Origin of the sequence: Enterococcus phoeniculicola ATCC BAA-412 (assembly GCF_000407505.1) — a bacterium.
GTDB lineage: Bacteria > Bacillota > Bacilli > Lactobacillales > Enterococcaceae > Enterococcus_K > Enterococcus_K phoeniculicola.
Genome location: NZ_ASWE01000003.1, coordinates 461946 through 481980, shown reverse-complemented (window position 1 = coordinate 481980; position 20035 = coordinate 461946). Strand labels below are relative to the sequence as shown.

General features: G+C 37.5%; 19 protein-coding genes. 1 reads left to right on the top strand and 18 read right to left on the bottom strand.

All coding sequences use genetic code 11. The features are described 5' to 3' along the window. Positions 1–179: 179 nt before the first annotated feature. The 10 genes from I589_RS12875 to I589_RS12830 form a co-directional block, all read right to left on the bottom strand. Positions 180–1181 carry a sensor histidine kinase gene (locus tag I589_RS12875; protein WP_010768207.1) on the bottom strand — a complete coding sequence of 334 codons (1002 nt, stop codon included), beginning with the start codon at positions 1179–1181 and terminating at the stop codon, positions 180–182. Beyond that, entirely contained in the window at positions 1168–1860 is a 693-nt protein-coding gene (locus I589_RS12870; RefSeq protein ID WP_010768206.1) for a response regulator transcription factor, read from the bottom strand. The genes I589_RS12875 and I589_RS12870 overlap by 14 nt, the downstream gene beginning before the upstream one ends. A 17-nt stretch (positions 1861–1877) precedes the next feature. Continuing rightward, a complete protein-coding gene (locus I589_RS17925) occupies positions 1878–2279 on the bottom strand; it encodes an HIRAN domain-containing protein (protein WP_010768205.1) in 402 nt (133 codons plus the stop codon). 121 nt (positions 2280–2400) lie between these two features. Beyond that, on the bottom strand, positions 2401–2898 hold the full coding sequence (locus I589_RS12860; protein WP_010768204.1) for a YehS family protein: 498 nt from the start codon (positions 2896–2898) through the stop codon (positions 2401–2403). A gap of 162 nt (positions 2899–3060) precedes the next feature. Continuing rightward, entirely contained in the window at positions 3061–3999 is a 939-nt protein-coding gene (locus tag I589_RS12855; protein ID WP_010768203.1) for a serine hydrolase, read from the bottom strand. A 16-nt stretch (positions 4000–4015) separates the two neighbouring features. Continuing rightward, positions 4016–4747 (bottom strand): hypothetical protein, encoded by a 732-nt coding sequence (locus I589_RS12850; protein WP_010768202.1) that lies wholly within the window; start codon positions 4745–4747, stop codon positions 4016–4018. Between the two features lie 194 nt (positions 4748–4941). Further along, positions 4942–6837 (bottom strand): FAD-dependent oxidoreductase, encoded by a 1896-nt coding sequence (locus tag I589_RS12845; protein ID WP_010768201.1) that lies wholly within the window; start codon positions 6835–6837, stop codon positions 4942–4944. Between the two features lie 440 nt (positions 6838–7277). Beyond that, on the bottom strand, positions 7278–7718 hold the full coding sequence (locus I589_RS12840; protein WP_010768200.1) for a MarR family winged helix-turn-helix transcriptional regulator: 441 nt from the start codon (positions 7716–7718) through the stop codon (positions 7278–7280). A gap of 50 nt (positions 7719–7768) precedes the next feature. Beyond that, positions 7769–8389, bottom strand: a complete 621-nt coding sequence (locus I589_RS12835) for an NAD(P)H-binding protein (protein ID WP_081628321.1) — start codon at positions 8387–8389, stop codon at positions 7769–7771. A gap of 222 nt (positions 8390–8611) precedes the next feature. Beyond that, positions 8612–9046 (bottom strand): universal stress protein, encoded by a 435-nt coding sequence (locus tag I589_RS12830; RefSeq protein ID WP_010768198.1) that lies wholly within the window; start codon positions 9044–9046, stop codon positions 8612–8614. Positions 9047–9336: 290 nt separating this feature from the next. On the opposite strand from I589_RS12830, the gene I589_RS12825 reads away from it, so the two are divergent. Further along, positions 9337–9804, top strand: coding sequence for an effector binding domain-containing protein (locus I589_RS12825; RefSeq protein WP_010768197.1), 468 nt, complete (start codon positions 9337–9339; stop codon positions 9802–9804). Positions 9805–9904: 100 nt separating this feature from the next. Here I589_RS12825 and I589_RS12820 read toward each other — a convergent pair whose 3' ends face one another. The 8 genes from I589_RS12820 to I589_RS12785 all read right to left on the bottom strand — a co-directional run bounded on the left by I589_RS12820 (position 9905) and on the right by I589_RS12785 (position 19902). Further along, complete coding sequence (locus I589_RS12820) at positions 9905–10933, bottom strand: ABC transporter permease (RefSeq protein ID WP_139242848.1); 1029 nt, start codon at positions 10931–10933, stop codon at positions 9905–9907. A gap of 32 nt (positions 10934–10965) precedes the next feature. Beyond that, the gene (locus tag I589_RS12815; RefSeq protein WP_010768195.1) at positions 10966–12126 is read right to left on the bottom strand and encodes an ABC transporter permease; all 1161 of its coding nucleotides are present in this window, start codon (positions 12124–12126) and stop codon (positions 10966–10968) included. After that, positions 12123–12734, bottom strand: coding sequence for an ATP-binding cassette domain-containing protein (locus I589_RS12810; protein WP_010768194.1), 612 nt, complete (start codon positions 12732–12734; stop codon positions 12123–12125). Before I589_RS12810 ends, I589_RS12815 begins: the two co-directional genes overlap by 4 nt. A 216-nt stretch (positions 12735–12950) precedes the next feature. Next, positions 12951–13667 (bottom strand): MIP/aquaporin family protein, encoded by a 717-nt coding sequence (locus I589_RS12805; protein ID WP_010768193.1) that lies wholly within the window; start codon positions 13665–13667, stop codon positions 12951–12953. Continuing rightward, positions 13664–15493 carry a type 1 glycerol-3-phosphate oxidase gene (gene glpO / locus I589_RS12800; RefSeq protein ID WP_010768192.1) on the bottom strand — a complete coding sequence of 610 codons (1830 nt, stop codon included), beginning with the start codon at positions 15491–15493 and terminating at the stop codon, positions 13664–13666. Before glpO ends, I589_RS12805 begins: the two co-directional genes overlap by 4 nt. A gap of 1 nt (position 15494) precedes the next feature. Next, positions 15495–17015, bottom strand: coding sequence for a glycerol kinase GlpK (gene glpK, locus I589_RS12795; protein WP_010768191.1), 1521 nt, complete (start codon positions 17013–17015; stop codon positions 15495–15497). Positions 17016–17153: 138 nt separating this feature from the next. Next, positions 17154–18590, bottom strand: a complete 1437-nt coding sequence (locus I589_RS12790; protein ID WP_010768190.1) for an AcpB/EbpR/MafR family transcriptional regulator — start codon at positions 18588–18590, stop codon at positions 17154–17156. Beyond that, on the bottom strand, positions 18580–19902 hold the full coding sequence (locus I589_RS12785; RefSeq protein ID WP_010768189.1) for an NAD(P)/FAD-dependent oxidoreductase: 1323 nt from the start codon (positions 19900–19902) through the stop codon (positions 18580–18582). The genes I589_RS12790 and I589_RS12785 overlap by 11 nt, the downstream gene beginning before the upstream one ends. Positions 19903–20035 lie beyond the last annotated feature (133 nt).

The window sequence follows — 20035 nt, the reverse complement described above, 5'->3', positions numbered from 1 at the left end:
TCCTCCTGTTGTTCTCTTTTAGTCTACTAAGAACCAGCCTTTCATACCACCAACAGTTCTATGCTACAAGCTTACATTTTTGTAGGACTACATGAAAAAAGCTGGAAAACATTTACGTGGCAAAGCAGAGATAGGTAACTCTGAGAACCAAGTGAGTATGTCTTCACAGCTTTTTGAATTTATTCTTTACTTCCAGCTTGATTCCAAGAAAATAGGACACTTGTCCCGTTTCCAATCTTAGAGGTTAATGTCAGTTGAATTCCTAACTTGTCTGCAATTTCTTTACTCATATACAAGCCTAAACCTGTTGCCTTTTGATTTGTTCGTCCATTGAGACCTGTATACCCTTTTTCAAATACACGAGGAATGTCCTCTTCAAGGATTCCCTGTCCTGTATCACGAATCATAAAAGAGTACGGCGTTTCACTTTTAATCGTGAGTTTCCCTGTTTTTGTATATTTGATTCCGTTAAAAATAATCTGTTCCAAAATAAAGCTCAACCATTTTTCATCAGATACTAGATGAACATTTTCAATTTGCAAATCAAGCTCTAAGTCCTTTTCAATAAAAAAGGGAGCAAATTTTCTTATGATAGGCTTCACTACCTGTTCTAAAGATAGCTCTCTAAAAACAAAATCATTTTCCATCGACTCCATACGTAAATATTGAAGCATCATATCTAGGTATTGCTGTATTTTAAAAATTTCATTTTTCAGTTCTTTTTTTCTAGGACTCTCCTCTACCTGAATCATTAAGTCCAAGGCTGCTAATGGGGTTTTTATTTGATGGCTCCACAGCGCATAGTAGTCGATTAGTTCTGTTTGCTGTTGCTCTTTTTGATAGCTGATTTGCCCGACTCTATTCGATAGACTTTCTAACAAGCGCGCATAATCGTTTTCTAAAAGGGTTTGCCTAGGAAGCTCATCAAGAGACTCCACTTGCCAGTCCTTTTCAGCTAAACGTTGAAGCTTTTTGTGCTTGTACCAATCCACGCTCACCTTTATAATAAACAGTCCGAATACGAGAGGAAATGAAAATAAAATGGCATCTTGATAAGCTGTCCAGGGAAGATTATGGAGATAAAACGTGACCGTCACTAACCCAAGAATCAGCACATAAAGAAGTATCTGCCAGATATAATCACGAATCAGTTGACCAATAAATGCACTATTTTTCTTCATCTGATGCCACCAAAATATAGCCTTTCCCCTTCACCGTTTGAATAATCGATGGGATACCTTGTTCAGACAGCTTTTTTCGCAAACGTGCTACATTCACTGTTAACGTATTTTTGCTGATAAACTCTTCGCTTTCCCAGAGTTTTTCCATAATGACTTCCTTTGAGACTGGTTTTTCAGGTGTTGCAAACAACAACGCCAGAATTTTGGTTTCATTTGGAGTCAAAGAAAGTGTTTGGTCTCCATAAACTAGCTGATTTTCTGCTAATTCTAGAGACCATTCTTTATAGGTAACCTGTTGATCATGTTCATTGAAGGTATACGTTCTTCTTAAAACAGCCTGCACCTTTGCCACTAATATATCTAAATCAAAGGGCTTGCTGATAAAATCGTCGCCCCCAATATTTACCGCCATCACAATATTCATCTTATCACTCGCAGAAGACAGAAAAATCGTTGGTACATTAGATACTTTTCGAATTTGTTCACACCAATGATACCCGTTGAAATAAGGAAGTGAGATATCCATCAAAACAAGGTCTGGCTGAATCTCGTGAAATTCCTCCATCACATATTGAAAATTTTCTACACAAAAAACAGTAAATCCCCATTTTTCCAGCGCAGTAGATACGGTTTGACGAATCATTTCATCATCTTCAACTAAATATATTTTATTGTGCATATACTTCCCTCACTTTTTTATTCTTCAGTTAATTTACGGTAAAAGTCGCTCATTTCTCTAAATTCATTTGAATCTGCAATTGTAATCTCAGTGTGCGTCACTAGCTTTTTATCGGGATGTACGCGAGCAATAATTTTTGTCTGCGTGATGAAACGAGGAATTACCAAGCATTCATTTGGTAATAAATCATAAATTCTTCCTCCACTTAAACAGCCTTTGGCAAGCGTATGCGGGCTATTTGCAACATATCCTACTTTTCCAATCACAGGTGCCATAACAGCAATTGCTTCTTCATCAAAAATATTTTCAGGCTCCTTTACTAAAGACAAAAAGTTTCCTACTTTAAAAGGACTCATGCCAAAATAATGATGTGTGCCTGTTATTGTTATGTATAAATCTTGGTCGACGAGTTGTTCCAAGAGTATCCCACCTTTTCCTATGTTTGATAATTCTTATTTTATCACAGGTTCTCTTTTGAGTTGATAAATCTTATGTATAAAAGGCTTAAAAATGTTTTTCACACATTTTTAAGCCTTTACTTTAATTTTCTCGATATCGAATGGTTAATCCTTTTAAGAAGTTTCTTGCATATCGATCCCCACATGCCACATAATTTCTATGCCCTTCTTTTCGTAAAATTGCGCTAATTTCACTTGGCGATGCATAGACCTCTGCTAAACGTAAAACATCTAAAATATCATCACTTGTCATAGATAAAGCAATCCGAACTTTTTTCAAAAGAACATTATTTACACTCGCCTGATTCGTTATTTGGAAAGGATTCGGCGGTGTCGTTCCTGGTTTAATTGTTTGTTTTCCACGCTTAAAAATAATTAACCCATTGAAAAATGACTCTAGTGTTTTCGCATCACAAACAGCATCTCTAGGAAGATCTTCATCTGCTGGCTGTTTTGTTAACAACTCACCTAGTGTTTCCTGATCCATTTTTATGCCGCCTAATTGAAAAATTTTCAGCATCTCTTGGTTTTTCAAATCCAATGCGTAGCGTAAACGTATTAAAATATCATTATTATTCATCATATCCCCCAGTTGCTTTCTTTTATTTAAAGATTTCACAAATACCTGTTGCTACAAAAAGAAGTCAGGTTATCGCTTCTATTTTACCATAATCGTTTTCTCTAAAAAAGCCTGCTAACTTGTCAGTATCTATCTACATACATTTACAAGTCAGCAGGTATTTTATTTACTTTCTATCGGATACTCTTGTGTCATTAATTGATAAATCTTATCTGAAAGCTTGGAAATTTCTTCTTCTGCATCTGTAAGTCCCGTTGAATAAAATGTCAGTATATAGGGATGCTCTACATTAAACAAGCCAATATCATGGATACTATTATTTACTGATCCTACTTTATGCGCTAATTGACCTATCGTTTGGTCTGTTGATAATCGAACAGGAAAATCCGTTTGCTGTAATGATTCTATAATTTTTGTATACAAAGGATTCTCATCTAAATTTTCATAAAGTTGAATAAGTAAATCTCTTGCCTGGTTTGCAGTTAGATAATTATCTGTCGCATCAAAATCTGGTAAATACTTTTCTTTTATCAATTTTCTAGCTGCGGGTCTTCCACCAGCTTCTCGATAGAGCATGTTGGTTGCAATATTATCTGAATACACTAACATATAATTAACCAGCGTATCAATCGAATAGCTTTTTTCAATTTGGTGATTGACAATAAATCCTGTCCCGTCTTCATAATCCTCTGACTCATAGGTAAGCTCACTATCACGCGAAACCTCCCCTTGCTGAATCATATCAGCAATAAGCATAGCGAGTGCCACTTTCGTTGTACTTGCTGCTTCGAACACAACATCTCCGTTTAGTGAAATTTCTCGTTCATTGGATAAATCATAAAAACTAATCCCGATAGATTCATAATTTAAAGCTTCTTCCTCATCGATTGATGTACGAATTTGCTGATAGAATGTCTCAACTTCTTGATTAAATTGCGCTTGTTGTTTCTCTGCTTCTTTTTTTTGCTGAAGCTGCAGACTACTTTTCTCTTCAGCTTGAACATGCTCTCCAAATTGACTGATGCCAAATAGAGCCAATAGACAAGAAATTATCAGCCCACAGCCAATGAGTAAATTCAGTTGTTTGTTCTGTATATTCATTTTCCGCCTCACCTTACTATAACAAAAATGTCCCGATAAAAAGTAGTGTACTAAGTATGTATTGTTTATAAATCGACTGTTGATAACGTTTGTAGACAACAAAAGAAGCGACTATCAATAATAAAAACAGCAGTCCATTTACTAGCCCTTTAGTAAACAATTGTAAAAGGATTAAGCCAGCCGTAACAACTAATAAAGAAAGCCCCTTTACATTTGTTTTCTCTAAACGAATAGAAAGATTTCTGCCAATTCCCTTCACTAAGTATATGAAGAGACAAGCAGGTATAAATTGCCATAAAAAATGAAGCTGAATAGAAAATGGTTTCTCCAGAGCAAGAAGTACAGGAAATAACATCCCAGCAAAAAAGCTTTCCACAACAATATGTATCCAGTCATGACCAAGCATTAGTTTTGGTATGAAAAGAAGGATTTGATAAAGCTCCACTAAAAAAAAGACCAAAAAATAATATTTGATTCGATAGTTCCCCATTAAAAACCAAAAAAGAAACGCTACGACTACTTTGATTCCATAGATAGCAATTGGAAAGGATTTGCCTCTATCTATAAATTTCTGAAAGGTATCTAAAAAGAAAAAATGAATAAATAAATAACAACAAAAGAAAAATATATTTCCAATGAGCATCATTTTACCAGTTTGCTGGTGCTGATGACCTACCCAAGCTGAAAAAAACACTTGCATTAGGGGAAATAATAATATCCCAACTCGCTTTATATGTGTACTTTCCATCAAAAATCACTCCGAATTCTTCCTTGTCTCTATCAGACAGTTGGAAATCTATTTATAAAAAAGCTATATGAAATATTATAACGTATGTATTTTAATGGTCAAGAACGATTTTATTATTCTCTGTTTTACACCGAAGAAATTGACTCTTATCTAGTCTCTAGGAATGGCTAGTTAAGAGTCAACTCTTCTATTTTTTATTCTTTAAGTCTTGAAGAAGCATCTTCTCCTGCAATACGTCCCGAATTCCAGGCGAATCCTGTAGCTAAACCTTCATATGGCGGATAGGCGGTATTATTTCCATAAAAACCTGCAGCATCATTTCCGACAACGTATAAACCTGAAATAGGTTTTAAATTTTCATCCGTTGCTTGCAGCTTATCATTTACCCGAACGCCCCCTAATGTACCCAGATTACTAATTTGCATTTTCACTGCATAAAAAGGACCTTCTTCTACCCCATAGACTAAACTATCTTTTGATTTTCCATAGGCGTCTTCTTTTGTTTTGACAGCAGTATTATAGTCTTCAACTGTTGTTTGCAATGTAGATTTTTCAACATCCAATCCCTTTGCAAGCTCTTCAACGGTTTCTCCTTTTGTAATAATCCCTTGCTTTACTCCCTCTTCTGCTAGCTCTACAAAATCTGCTTTGTCCATATTTGGTCCTCCAACAGCCGTATCCATTACAAGCGGTTTTCCTTTTGTATAGCTATCTAACGTTGCCTTGTCTACAACAATGTAATAAATTCCTCCGACAGAATAGGCTGCGTTTGAGGAAAGCGCCGTATCCCAAACTGCTTCCTCATTACAATAGCGATTGCCCCCTCGATCAATCCACAGTAATGGGGAACGAACAATTTGATTAAATGGGCTTGTTGAAAGAGTAACATCCGATTCTTTGCTTGGTGCAACCATGCCATTTCCGTGAAGTAAAGAAGACGCCGTATCCCATTTTGCTGCGCCTGCATCCCAAGCCATTTTTACACCCGCACCATCTTCTCCCCATTGACCTAATGCATCCGTGTTATAATATTCCTCCATCATATCTGGATTTCCTGCAAAGCCTCCAGTTCCTAAAATAACGGATTTAGCATGAACTGTAAGTTTACTTCCATCTTCTTTTGTCGCTTCAACACCGATTACATTTCCTTCTTTATCTTTTAGAAGTTTCTCTGCAGTCGTATTAAATTTAACCTCTAAACCGGCATCTGCTAATTTTTCGTGAACAACATCAATCGCTGCTTTATCTGTCGGCTCATAACTAAATAAATCATACCAATGGTACAATCGCCATTTCATATCATCATCTTGATGAGCAATTTGCGGTGTCTCTTCATTTACATGAAAATCAACACCCCATTTTTCCATCCATTCAATCGTGTCTCCAGATTTATAAACAATCGCTTTTGTCAAAGGTCCATAATTTATGTAGTGTGCATAATCATTAAGTGTTTGCAGCACATCTTCTTTTTTAATGTCATATTCTTTTCCAGCTTCCTTTTGTAAATGTGATTCTACCGCAAAGGGACCGCCAGCAAAAAATTTACTGATTCCACCGACATCTTTTGTTTTTTCCAACATAACAACCTTTGCTCCACCGTCAATTGCAGCAGCAGCGGCTGCCGTTCCAGAGGCACCTGCACCTACAACCACAATATCTGTCGTAATTTCTTCATTTTCTCCTGCGGTTTGCTTCTTGCCTTTTAGTTTTTCAGTATCCATGCCTGATTCTTTTAATGCAGTTTCTGTCGCGTCAACAACCGCTTTTGACGTAATTGAAGCACCAGATACTGCTTCTATGTCTAAACTCTGTTTCTCAATAATTTCTTTTGCAACTTTTGGTCCAGCTTCCCCACCCAATTCAGGTGTTTCTCCACCAACATCTGCTACAAGCTCCGTAATTTTCCCCTTATCATCAACAGTTACCTCGACACCCACGTCTGCGTGGAACCCTTTGGTTGTTGCTGAATAGGTTCCCGACTTCACTTCATTTGCACGTTTTTCATCTGTTTGACAGCCACTACCCACTAGCAAAAAGATAGAAAGTATCCCAACAGCCCACATTGTTCTTTTTTTCACAAATAAACCCATTTTCCCCACTCCTTTGACAAACTAATCAAGTTTAACTGTTCGTTTTCCGAACCGTATACTCAAAAAATACCATTATTTCAATGAATAGTCAATTTTTATTTTAAACTATCTAAAAAAACCAATTGTGAGAAAATGAACATTTTGACGAAAAATGGAGCGAAGGTGGGACATAACTAATTAAGTTATTCCACACCTTTGTAAAATCTTAATAAACGGCGGGAACAGAAGCAACTCATCTCCACTGCGTTTCGCTCTCAACAACTTCTACGCATGGAACATGCTAGAGTTGAAGGCTTCGAAAATAAGCTGAAATTCCCAAAGATTTGAGGAACAATCTTCGTGAATTCCTTCTTATTTCTCGGAGCTGAACACTTCTGTCCCGACCTCCTCTTACAATTTTATAATAAAGGTTAAGAATGATTTCTATCCTACCCTCTCGGTTACTTCTCTATTTTATTAGACAATGTCAATTTATTTAACAGTTGCTCAAATATTTCTACCTCATCTTGAGTCATTTTTTTTGTCATTTTTGAACAATACTCTTCAAATAATCGATTCAACTCAGTCATGACCTTCTGCCCTTTTTCAGTTAAATAAATAAGTGTAAATCTTCGGTTTTCTTTATTTATTTTCCGGATAACGAATTCTTTTTTTTCCAGCACTGTAATCATTTCAGATAACGTGGAAGAGCTCACTGCTAGAAAACGTTTTGCATCCTGCTGACTCATTCCTTCAAAATCTGAAAGAACATGTAAGGTTCTTGCTTGAGTCACTGTCAAATCTATTTTTGCCAGTCCGTCTTTGTTATACGTATAAAACTCTCTCACTGCATCTGAGAATTGGATAAACTTCTTCGCATTCGTCAATTGATTGGCTTGCATAAAATCCTTCACCCGTCTTCATTCTTTTTAGTGTCCTTATGATGGTCTCTCTAGCTAATCTTGGTAAGCAAGCTATTCGCAAATTCATTGATTTCCATTGGATTTATCTTCTTAAAAAAGAAGCGCAGTACTGGAACTTTTTTCGCCATAAGAATTCCTTTTGCCATCCAGTATTGATGATGTTGACTATACAGGAGACTCGGTTTAAAAATCAAGACATTTCCCATAATTTCCTGAATACTTTTTTCTGCTCTTTGCTTCCAGACAAAATAATCCTTAAAAATAGGAATACTATGCGCGGCTGAAATATAAATAAAACAGGAAGCATCTTGGTCTTTTGCTATCTGTGCACTTAAGTTTGCAGCCTCATAGTGCATTCGTTTGTACGTGATTCCTTTTCTTGACTGCTGGAAAAAAATACCAATCGCATCAATTACTACATCGCCTTTTCGAACATATTTTGCCCAGCTTTCCGGCTGAAATACATCTGCAGAGACCCAAGTGATTTTTTTTGAAATACAGGATGCATGTTTCGGCTTTCCTCCTCTGGAAATACTAATAACAGCTATTTGTCTTTGGCTAGCTGCATTGGCAATTGCCTGACCGACAAACCCACTCCCACCTAAAATAATCAGACGCATAGATTCACACCACCTCTTCATTGTCATCATACGTTATCCTCTTTCAAAAGGAAAGTAGTGTACAAAAAAGCAAGACACCTCTTACAATAAAATTGACCAAACAATTTATCTAACGAAAAAAATAGATGTTTTCAACTAATTTTATAAGAATTCAACACTTGTGAAAATTCATCTTCCATCACTAGTCTTCTGTTTTTTAACAAAAAAAGCTCATCGATGATTTTTTCACCGATGAGCTTTTCTACTTACTTTTTACTTAACTACCAACACGTTACAGGGCGCATGATTGACTACATAGGACGCTGTTGAGCCTACAACAGCTCTTTGAATAGCCCCCTTTCCAGTGGCCCCTACAATCAATAAATCTAAAGGGTATGCTTCTGGAATCGTTTCTGTTAAAACCTTTTTGACATTTCCAATTTGAGAGAGAGGGGTGACTTCGTTTACTCCTTCTTGTTTAGCATGTGCAACTTTTTCCAACAATACCTTTTCTACATGAGCTTCTTCTTCAGCTAACAGCTTAGAATAGGCGTAAGCACTATGTGTCATTTCAATTTCATTTACCACATAAGCAACATACAAATGGGCCTGATGTTCTTTTGACAGCTCGACAGCTTCAACAAACGCTTTTTCCGCATTTTTTGATCCATCTACAGCAACGAGGATATTTTCATAACGACTGGTCATTTTTACCGCCTCCTTTCTTTTATTTTATCATACGCCCCATCTTCTACCTAACCAAGACCCTTTCATTAGCTTATTGGTATACGTAAGAATCAAAGAAGATGAGGTGGGAACATGACTAATTTTAAGTGACAGCCCACCCTCAATCTTAATAAGCATCGGAACACAAATCACTACTCGTTTGACTTCATCTTTTTTAATGCAAATATTTATCTAATTTCTACTGCCTATGTTATATTCAAGACAACTTTAATAGGTTGCTGTTAAAGAGACAAGTAAAGGAGATGAGCCACATGTCATTTTTAGTGAAAGAATGTCCAAAAACGTACGTTGTCGGTTTCTCAACCCTAGTGTCGATTCCACAAGACCCCAATGACTTTTCTGAAATGAGTGCACATAAACTAGAACAGCTAGCAAATTTAAGACAGATAAAAGAAGACTTGGAATCCCAAGCAATTGACCGCCACTTCTATGCAGTTAACGATGCAACGGCATCCCCGCATTATCTTGTTGGTGTAAAATCAAATCGAGTCATTCCCGACTTGAATACTTTTGAGTTTCCTGAAGGTACCTACGCTGTTTTTTCAAAAACGGTGGCTAATCGAACGGAAGCTGACACATTTATCGCTTCTTCTTATAGCGAACTTTATCAGTCTTCAGAACTTCAAGTAAGTGGTCATTATTTATTGGAAGTGGTTGATTGCTTTATCTTAGAGTCTACAGATCCATTCTCTATCTATATCCCTGTTACAATGAAATAGGTAGACCCTTCTGCTCATAAAAAAAAAAACCATCCTTTGACGAAAAATCTGCTAGCTAGAGAACATCTATCTTAGTTTTTTCGTCATTGGACGGTTCTTTTTATGTTCTAGTTTCTACTCGCTTTTTCTTGTGTTTGCTTCCCAGTCCCAATGCCGTTAAACAAAACAGTCCAGAAAAAAGATAGAGTGGTAACACTTGCCCTTTTATAACATAAGAAACTGGAAGAAAAGCTGTAAGCAGAACATTCTCGCTTGGTACACCCCAAACAGCCCCCCCCATTGTCATATTCAGAATAAACCATGGAACAAAAAGTACGATTAGCCACTTTCTTTTCCCTAAGTGAATAAAAAAGAAGCTTAGAGAAAAACAATACAATAACAGACCTAATAAGAGTAAAAAACTATTTTTGGGGAACGTTCCACCAATAAATCTAGGCATAAGAAAGAGGAAAAGACCTACAATTCCTAGCCAACTAGCTAAAAGAATTCCACCAATGATACCTTGTTGTTGGTATAATGTCTTCCTTCCATAAAACGCCAAGCGTCTCTGATCCTCTCCTGGAAGGTAGCTTTGCAAATACAGAACGGATAGCAATAAAAACAATGCAGCTAATCCCAATGTAAAAAGTGGTTTGTCTGTCTTTTTAGTGACGACAGAACCAGAGGCATTGTAATAGACCACCTGAAATAGTTCTGAAAGCTCCGGTTCACGTTCTCCTTTTACCAAGCCACTTTCTTCAAGAGCGTTATGATAAAGTGCCTCGCCCTTCATTTGTAAAAGACTTGACAGCATCACTTCCTGAATATGACGAGTATCTTGAATACCAGTTGCCGTATAATAATTTAACAGCTCGGTTTCATTTTTCACCAGTACTTCGCTAAAGTTTTTTGGCAAAACGAGAATCCCTTGAATCGTACTTTTATTCAACTGCTCTTTTTCAAAGCGGGTTGTCACATGGACCTTCAGATTAGGCGTTTGTTTTAAACGATTGATATATTCAATAGTTTGCGGGCTTTTTTCTAAGTCAACGACTTCAATTGCACTTGGAATAGACGCCCCCTTTGTGAAATAAACATTCATTCGGGTGGTTAACAGCTGGCCACAAAGTAATAACAAAAGAAAGACCAAGGGCAGCCACATTCTCTTAAGATAAATCTTTACTAACTCGATTTTTTCCACCTCCAAGAAAGAATGCCTAGAAGCATACCGCTTCCTACTACCAAAGGCAGCATCCATTGAATAGTCCACTCTGCTCCTTGAATCGACTGCTCTATCACAACTTGTGCATACCAAGCAGGATTACTTTGCGTCATAAAGGCTGGCTGGCTATATAGAGGATAGATAAGCCCTCCTAAAAACAACATGAGAAACGCCCCACTTGCATAAAGTAAAAAGAGACGGTTTTCTTTTTTTGTACGCCCAAATAAAAAGGCAATAAGTGTCGTCAGCAGCACCAAAAAGAGCAGCAGAACACTTGATCCGGCAAGCAATCGAAGTGCATCTATCTGAATTCCAAAGTAGTCAGATAATTTCCATAACACCCATAAAAATGGCAATGAAATCAGCCAGCTTATTGCATACTTTACCAGTAAAATAAAAGAAAGCGGATAGTTATAAAATAAAAGTTTTTTCATTGTTCCCTGATTAATTTGCTGATTACTCAAAAGTCCGCTAAACATACTAATCCCAGAGAGTGCTAAAAATAAAAACAATGAAGTTAGCTGTAGCGGATATTGTGAGATGCCCCCGTGAATGCTCAATAGATCCTGCCTTTCAAGAAGCATCTGAATAAGGGTCATATCAAAATTGCGACTCAGTTTTTGCGTTTGACTATAGGTTGCCTCTCCTGTTTGCAGCACTTGATAATAGTCCAAGGATAGACTTTGCAGATTATTTAAAGTTTGAACCATTTCATAAATAATTTGGTATACGACATTTCCTACAAGTGCATTTTTTGCATATAGTTTTATCGTTCCTGTCTGTCGCTCAAACAGCGCCTCCTCAAAATTTTCAGGAAGCTCAATATACATATCATAAGCCCCTTTTGCTACCCCAAATCTACCCTCTTTTGGGGAAACAACCTCTAACTTTTCCACCAAATCATTTTTGTCGAGAACCCCTACCATTACAGCTATCTCCTGATTATTCACAGGCATTGATAACGCGATTTTTACTGAAGGTACCGCTGAATTTCGTTGAAGCATCTCTAATGGCAAAGCTGTCATAAAAGCCACAAGCGTGAGAAGAAGGATGAGTAAAAAGAAGAAAAAAGATTTCTTTCCTTGATAAATTTCACCAACCAGCAACTGTTTCATCCTCATAACGCTTCTACCTCTAAACTTGGAAAGAGTAAAATAGACTCACAGATAGACTCAAAATGAAATTTATTATGTGAAACAAAAAGAATACTCAAACCATTTTGTTTTTCTCTGTGTAAAATTGCCTGCATACTGACAATTGTCTCTTCATCTAGTGCATTAAACGCCTCGTCCAACAGCAATACATCTGGGTTGACTAGCAGACTTGCCGCCAGCATCAAACGTACCCGCATTCCTGAACTAAGCTTATTTACTTTTTTCTTCAGAAACGAAGTCACTCCACACTCTTGTGCACGCTTAGTAATCCGTTCTTTTCGTTCATTTTTTGGAATTCCTGCATAATTTGCTTCTAAATATAAATTATCCAAGCAGCTTAAATTTTCCTGAAATCCATCGAATTGCATTGCATAACTCAAAATGCCATTCACGGTTACTCGCCCCTCTGCTAAAGGTAAAATACCGCTAATGCTATCTAACAATGTAGATTTTCCTGATCCGTTAGGGCCATAAATTCCTATTCCTTCCCCCTTTTTTAGGGTGAGACTAATAGGCTGATTTGTCACCGTTTTTCTAGACAGTAACATCCCCTCAATAACTAATTGATTTTCCACAACAAACTCCCTATCTCTTAAAACGATTCACCCATGTTAAAGGAGTGACCTATGATTCTTTTTATAAGAAATCGTTCTTTTTTTTAATTTATCTTCTTATTTTATCATAGGTAGAGAAGCGAACATAGTTATGTTGTATTCAAAAAAGAATCTGACTTTCTTAACAAATGATTCATGCCATTTGTTAAAGATTCATCAGATTCTTTTACTGATTATTTATAAAGGTAAAACAAGGTATAATCCTGCAGCTAATACGGCCCCAATCACAGGACCGACAATCGGAACAAGTGCATAGCTCCAATCAGAGGTTCCTTTGTTTTTTATAGGCAAAATTTGATGAGCAATTCTTGGGCCTAAATCACGGGCTGGATTAATGGCATACCCTGTAGGTCCTCCTAAAGATAAACCAATTGCTAAAATTAAAATACCAACGACAACTGGATTTAGTCCTTCTGCAAAACTATTTTCTCCAAAAGCAAGTAATCCTAATACTAATACAAAGGTACCAATTGCTTCGGTCATTGTATTTGCTGGTAAGTTACGTACAGCAGGCCCTGTTGCAAAGGTTCCTAAAATCGCTCCTTGATCTTCTGTTTCATCCCATAAAGGCAGATAAGCTAACCATACAACGATTGCTCCAACAATCCCACCAACAACTTGAGCGATAACAAATGGAAAAACAAGACTCCAAGAAAACTTACCTGCAATTGCCATCCCTACTGTAACGGCTGGATTCAAATGTGCAGGACCCATGAATCCTGAAACGTATACGGCAATTGTAACAGCGGTCGCCCAGCCCATCGCAATTACAATCCAACCAGAAGCTTCTGCTTTACTTTTTTTCAAGTTAGAAGCCGCACAGACCCCACCTCCCAATAGTACAAGCATCGCTGTTCCCAAAAATTCACTAAAAATCTGTGTCATATCACTCATTTCTTATTCTCCTTTTTTAAGTTAGTCAAACCAGATTCCGCAAGAACTGCCTCTAATTGCTGTTCCATCACCTTTCGTTCTTCTGCACTCCACTTATAAAATGCAGCAAACTTATTCACAACAGGTTCCTTTATTTCATCCAAGCCGTCTCTAAAGAACAAGATATGATTCGTCCGACGAAGTAAATAATCCACAGGAGTCAATACTAATTCTTCATTTAGCGCATAGTTAAGAGCGATACTTTCACGTAATCCCAATCCTTCAACAGGCTCGTTATAAGTCAGGGCTTTTGAAAGATTCGATCCGTATAGATTTGCAAGATACATAGCATCTGCGTCCTCTAACCCAATTGCTTGCGCTCCTTTTGCCAAACGAGCCATTTCTTCCTCAACATTATTCGGATCAATTTCTCCACCAGAAACTGGATAATTTACGGAATCAATCAACTCAAACGATTGTTGGAACTCTTCTTGTAAAATCTGTTGAATAGACTTCAAAGCTCCTTCTGCCATTAATCGGTAGTCAGTAATTTTTCCACCCGCTAAGGTCAACAAGCCGTCTTTAGAACGTTCCAACGCACTTCCTCTAGAAATTTGAGAAGTAGATAGAGTTCCTTCTGCTAAAGCAGCATCCGCATCTTTAATTGCTTTTTCAACTTCTCCTTTTTTACTTGTATCTGCGAGGTAGTCTTCAACAGCATGAACAATACTATCAAATCCAGCATCGGATAAACTGCCATTATTCCCACCGTTATAATCAGAACCACCATTTGTAGAAATTAATGGACGTAGTCCCGCCCAGCTAGCTTCAATGTCATGAATTGTTAAATGAACCTCTGGAAAACGACTATTTACAATCTCCAGTAAATAATCCACATCTTCTTGCGTAACAGTTGGTTGTTTTAAATCACCCGTGTAATCCGTATCTGTTGTCCCAAAATAGGTTTTCCCTTCTCTAGGAACAACAAACACCATTCGTCCATCATTTTTTCCTGTATCAAAATACGTTGGCTGAGGAACACTCAATCGCTCTTTGTCAACAACCAGATGAACGCCTTTTGTTGGACGCATCTGATGAGGAAGTTCATTTTTTTCATCCATCGCACGAACTTCATCTGACCATGGTCCTGTCGTATTAATGACCACATGCGCATGAATATCAAACTGTTCTCCTGTTAAGAGGTCTTCAACTGTGGCGCCATTTACTTTGCCATTTTCATCATGCAAAATACGAATGACCTTTGTCTTACTTAACATCACACCGCCATCTTCATGAGCACGCTTGATATTTTCAATGACCAGACGCGCATCATTGTTACGAAAATCAAGATACACCCCACCACCTAACAAATTTTCTTGTTTTAACTGAGGCTCTCTTTCTAAAACTTCTTCTTTGGATAATACATAGTTTGCATAGGGGGTATTGGTAACATTTGCCAGCTGATCGTATAAATCCATAGCAATTTTTACCGAAAACATGTTAAATGTTGCACCTGGTTCATCATAAATAGGTAAGAGCATAGGATCTGGTTTTGGAATATGCGGTGCTACTTTTTGAACATTTGCCCGTTCTTTTACGGTATCTGAGACAACTTCCACGTCAAATGTTTTTAGATAGCGAATCCCGCCGTGCACTAATTTTGTTGAGCGAGAAGAGGTTCCTTCTGCAAAATCCTGCATTTCAACTAGCACGGTTTTCATTCCTGAGGCTGCTGCCTGCAATGCAACGCCTGCCCCTGTAATTCCCCCACCAATGATCAACACATCGGCGGTGGATTCTTTCACTTTTTTGATTCCTTGGTTTCTACTCTCATAGGAGAATGTCATCTTAAATCCCTTCCTTCTTTACTCTATGTTTGAACATCTTCGTTGCTGCAACTGCTTCTTTCCAGCCATCATATAAATCCGTTCGGGTGTCTTCATCCATCTTTGGTTCAAAGAGTTGCCCTTCTTTTTGCATAGACTTTAATTCATCGATATCCTTCCAAAATCCAACTGCCAATCCTGCTAGATACGCTGCCCCTAATGCAGTGGTTTCAAGATTTGCTGCTCTTTGAACCGTTGTGTTTAAGATATCTGCTTGAAACTGCATTAATAAGTCATTTTTTGCAGCGCCGCCATCTACCTTCAACACGGGAATGTCAATCCCAGAATCAATTTTCATCGTATCAATCACATCTCTTGATTGGTAAGCAACTGCCTGTAAGGTTGCTTTCACAAAATCCTCTTTCGTCGTTCCACGTGTTAAGCCAAATACGGATCCTCGTGCATCTGAATCCCAATAAGGTGCGCCTAATCCTGTGAATGCAGGGACAACATACACTTCATTGCCACCAGTCGATTTTGCTGCAATCTCTTCTGACTCTGCGGAAGAATCAATCATTCGCAAGCCATCACGTAACCATTGAATCGCAGACCCTGCAACAAAAATACTTCCTTCTAATGCATAGTAGACTTTTCCGTTAATTCCATAGCCAATGGTTGTCAACAAATTATTCGATGAAAGCTGCGGTTTTTCTCCTGTATTCATAACAATAAATGAACCTGTTCCGTAGGTATTTTTTACCATACCTGGCTCAAAAGCCATTTGTCCAAATAAAGCCGCTTGCTGGTCTCCTGCCATTCCTGCAATAGGAACTTCACTTCCATAAAAATGATAGCTTTGCGTATAGCCATAAATTTCTGAATTACTTTTCACTTCAGGCAACATCACAGCCGGAATATTCAAAAGAGATAAAATTTCTTTGTCCCATTGTAAATCGTGAATATTATAAAGCATTGTACGGCTTGCGTTAGAATAGTCCGTTACGTGTGCTTGCCCATCTGTCAGCTTCCATACCAACCAAGTATCAATCGTTCCAAATAGCAACTCGCCTCTTTCAGCTCTTTCTTGTGCCCCTTCTACGTTATCTAAAATCCAGCGAATCTTTGTTGCTGAAAAATACGCATCCACCACTAATCCGGTCTTTTTATGAAGCAGATCTTTGTGTCCATTTTCAATTAATTCATCTGCAATCGGAGAAGACTGACGAGATTGCCAAACAATCGCATTATAGATTGGTAAGCCTGTTTTTTTGTCCCACACAACAGTAGTTTCACGCTGGTTGGTGATTCCTATTGCTGAAACTTCGCTTGGCTTAATCCCAGATTCAATAAATGCTCCTGCAATTACAGACTGCACAGAATTCCAGATTTCATTTGCATTGTGCTCTACCCAACCAGAATTTGGAAAATATTGTGTAAATTCTTTTTGTGAGCTTCCTACATTTTGTCCTTCTTTATCAAAAATAATTGCTCGTGAGCTTGTCGTTCCTTGATCAATTGCCATAATATATTTTTTTTCAGTCATGTTCTCTTCTCCTTTAATGTTAGCGTTTTCTTTCTACATCTGTATCTTACATCGTGTTTGTAAAAATATTCCGTCAAGTTTTTTTCTTTTTTAGCATTTTTTGACAAAATGCTGATAATAAAAGCTCATTCGCAGCTTTTATAAGTCACGAATGAGCTTTTTTATTTGATCAATATCATATTTTGTTCCTAATTCTGAAAAATAATAGACTGGGGTGCTCGTATGCAATTTTTCATTACTAATAATCAAATCATAGGTTTGATTCGTCCGGCACGCCTCTACAACAACCCCATTTATATTTTTTAAGTGCAAGATAAGCATTGTAATCGTTGCATTTTTAAAGAGTGGTTCCATTTTTAAGTGGATACCTACACGTACCTCTCGATTCATTTGAAAATCCAAGACAGCCAAGACACTCAAATATTTAACAGCTGTCATTGCCAACAAACTATTTTTTTCATCCTCAGGGATTGAAAACTCCTCTTGTGTAATCGCCAATAGCTTCAGACACAACGCCCTCATATCTCTACTAGACAGCTCTTGTTCCATCGCCCAAATATTCTCACGATTATAAATCTCCACATCTCCTTTAAAAAAATACAGCTGGGGATGAATTTGTGCAAGATAGTAGTAACAAGTTGCTTCAATTTCATGATGAATCTTTATCGGACGATAGAATCTGAGAATGTTTTCTAATATAATCGTATCTACTAAGCCTGTAGGAGTAAATCGAGAACGAGCTAACGAATACGTTCGAAAATCCTCTTCTGACAAAATAGACATACTTAATAAAAAACAAAAATGAAGCATGGCTTCCTCTTCGCGAATCTCCACTGCATAATACCCAAATGAACGATAAACAATCTGTTTTAGTTGTTGATACATTGGATCTTTCACATACGGCTGAAATTTTTGATTTAGTCGTGTAAATACCTGATTAGGGACGTTCAAACGAAGCTTTGTAATTTTAAGCCATAACAAAATTCTTTTTTTCGCTTCCTGTGTTAAATGAATCCCCAGACCGCGTTCAATATTTTCCACATATCGGTTATTCCGTTCAGAGACCTCATCAATCGGGTTTCCTATATACCATAAGAGCTGGAAATAAAAATAGCGAATTTGTGCTTCTTCTCCTTCAAGTTTTCCTTGCCAAATCGTCAAATCAAATTCTTTTAGCAATACATTCAACTCTTTAATTTTCCGAAAAAGAGACGATTCACTAATTTGCAGCTCTTGGGAAACACGAACGAATGCAATTTCTCGTTCTTTTAAAAGGGTAAGTAAAATTTGAAACTTTTGAGCTTTCTGATAGAGCCGAAATTCAATTTCGCCAACTGAAAAATCCGGCACCATAGAAAATGTTAAGTAATACCCATCATAATCTAGCCAGCACTTGTCTTTATAGCTAGCTAATATATACTGCAAATCATCCACATAGTTCTCAACCGACTTTTTGGTCACTTGAAGCTGCTTTGCCATCTCTTGTATCGGCTGTTTTCCACCAGTCATCACAAGCGTCTTAAGCAGACCCATTTGTTTGGCTTCTTTTTTTTCTAACAGCTCTTCAACTCTCATCTGAATCACTTCCTAATCCAAGATGATTCAACACGTCAAATGCAGGGGTATATATTGGTTGAAAGAAATAATCTTTTTGTGCAAGCTCCTCCAATGTGCGTCTTGTTTCAATCGCTAAAGCGGCTGTATTGATTTTTTCTAAACAGTTTTCTTTCGATAATAGTTGAACGCCTAATACTTCACGTGTTTCTTGATCAAAAGTTATTTTACAATGGATGACCGCCTCATCAAACAAATGAGCATTTAGTGTACAGCTCTTGGTTGCAATTTTTCCAGGATAACTAAACGCTTCTGCCTCCAGCAATCCTGTGCTTGCTAAATACCAGCCAAACAGATGCGTTCCCACAGTACGTAATCCACCTTTGAATGGCTTTCTTTTTTGTTCCAAATTTTCTGCTGCAATATGACCTGAACGAATGGCATTATTGATTAACGGCATATACAACTGTTCCTTTAGTGCTAGCGCTGGAATTTGAATCAAGTCTCCCACTGCAAACACATCTGTCTGAGAGGTCTCTAAATATGCGTCTGTCTTTAAGGTATAGTCACTGTGACTTTCAAAAATTTGATAGAATGGATTTTCTTTTGGATGAACGTTAACCGTTGTCAGTACTAGATCACTTGCTTGTGTTTGTGTATTCGTTTCAAGATGAAACCCATTTTCTTGCGTAATTGTCTTCACACTCGTATTACAGTGCAAGTGAAGATGCTTTGTCTCCTTTAGGGTAACTAGAAAAGGGGCCAAAAAGGATTGGTCAAAATATTTAAACAAGGGGTAATCCATGGTTTCAAATAGCTCCACTTGTTTTCCTAACTGAACAAAAGCACTTGCTGCCTCCATGCCTGCTTGACCCGCGCCAATAATCGAAATAGTTTTTGCCGCAGGGACTTTTTCAGCTAAACGTTTGGCAGATGGGAAATCCTTATACACCAAAGGAAGTGTCTCTGTTTCTGACAAATCATCTACTTGCAAAATTTGTGATTCTTGAGCAGATCCATAAGCTAAAACAAGCCGATCATAGGTATAACTTCCTTTTGTCGTCTCAATACGATGTTGATCTGGATAGCAATTCGTCAGTGATTCATCTAACCGAACTTCTATTTCTGCTTTTTTTAATACATCTTGCTTAATAAATACTGCCTCTTCAAGAGTTGATACTCTACCTGTGATATATAATAAAAAGCCGCTTGGAATAAATCCTAAAACCTGATTTTTTTCAATCAAGGTAATCTTTGCTTTAGGATAAAGCTGTCTTGCTCTTAGTCCACAGCTAACTCCTGCAAACGATGCTCCGATAATAATAATCTCCATTACTAAAAACTCCTTTGTATCCGCTTTATAAACCAAGAATACCCGAAGAATTTAGAATAAGCCAGTAATGTTGATTCCGTACTTCGCTCCATCCCTGCCACTTTAATAAAAAAAGACAAGAACAGATAGTCAG

Coding starts and splice junctions, on each gene's coding strand:
- I589_RS12875 (WP_010768207.1), bottom strand. CDS start 1,181: ATGAAGAAAAATAGTGCATTTATTGGTCAACTGATTCGTGATTATATC.
- I589_RS12870 (WP_010768206.1), bottom strand. CDS start 1,860: ATGCACAATAAAATATATTTAGTTGAAGATGATGAAATGATTCGTCAA.
- I589_RS12860 (WP_010768204.1), bottom strand. CDS start 2,898: ATGAATAATAATGATATTTTAATACGTTTACGCTACGCATTGGATTTG.
- I589_RS12855 (WP_010768203.1), bottom strand. CDS start 3,999: ATGAATATACAGAACAAACAACTGAATTTACTCATTGGCTGTGGGCTG.
- I589_RS12850 (WP_010768202.1), bottom strand. CDS start 4,747: ATGGAAAGTACACATATAAAGCGAGTTGGGATATTATTATTTCCCCTA.
- I589_RS12845 (WP_010768201.1), bottom strand. CDS start 6,837: ATGGGTTTATTTGTGAAAAAAAGAACAATGTGGGCTGTTGGGATACTT.
- I589_RS12840 (WP_010768200.1), bottom strand. CDS start 7,718: ATGCAAGCCAATCAATTGACGAATGCGAAGAAGTTTATCCAATTCTCA.
- I589_RS12835 (WP_081628321.1), bottom strand. CDS start 8,389: ATGATGACAATGAAGAGGTGGTGTGAATCTATGCGTCTGATTATTTTA.
- I589_RS12830 (WP_010768198.1), bottom strand. CDS start 9,046: ATGACCAGTCGTTATGAAAATATCCTCGTTGCTGTAGATGGATCAAAA.
- I589_RS12825 (WP_010768197.1), top strand. CDS start 9,337: ATGTCATTTTTAGTGAAAGAATGTCCAAAAACGTACGTTGTCGGTTTC.
- I589_RS12815 (WP_010768195.1), bottom strand. CDS start 12,126: ATGAGGATGAAACAGTTGCTGGTTGGTGAAATTTATCAAGGAAAGAAA.
- I589_RS12805 (WP_010768193.1), bottom strand. CDS start 13,667: ATGAGTGATATGACACAGATTTTTAGTGAATTTTTGGGAACAGCGATG.
- glpO (WP_010768192.1), bottom strand. CDS start 15,493: ATGACATTCTCCTATGAGAGTAGAAACCAAGGAATCAAAAAAGTGAAA.
- glpK (WP_010768191.1), bottom strand. CDS start 17,015: ATGACTGAAAAAAAATATATTATGGCAATTGATCAAGGAACGACAAGC.
- I589_RS12790 (WP_010768190.1), bottom strand. CDS start 18,590: ATGAGAGTTGAAGAGCTGTTAGAAAAAAAAGAAGCCAAACAAATGGGT.
- I589_RS12785 (WP_010768189.1), bottom strand. CDS start 19,902: ATGGAGATTATTATTATCGGAGCATCGTTTGCAGGAGTTAGCTGTGGA.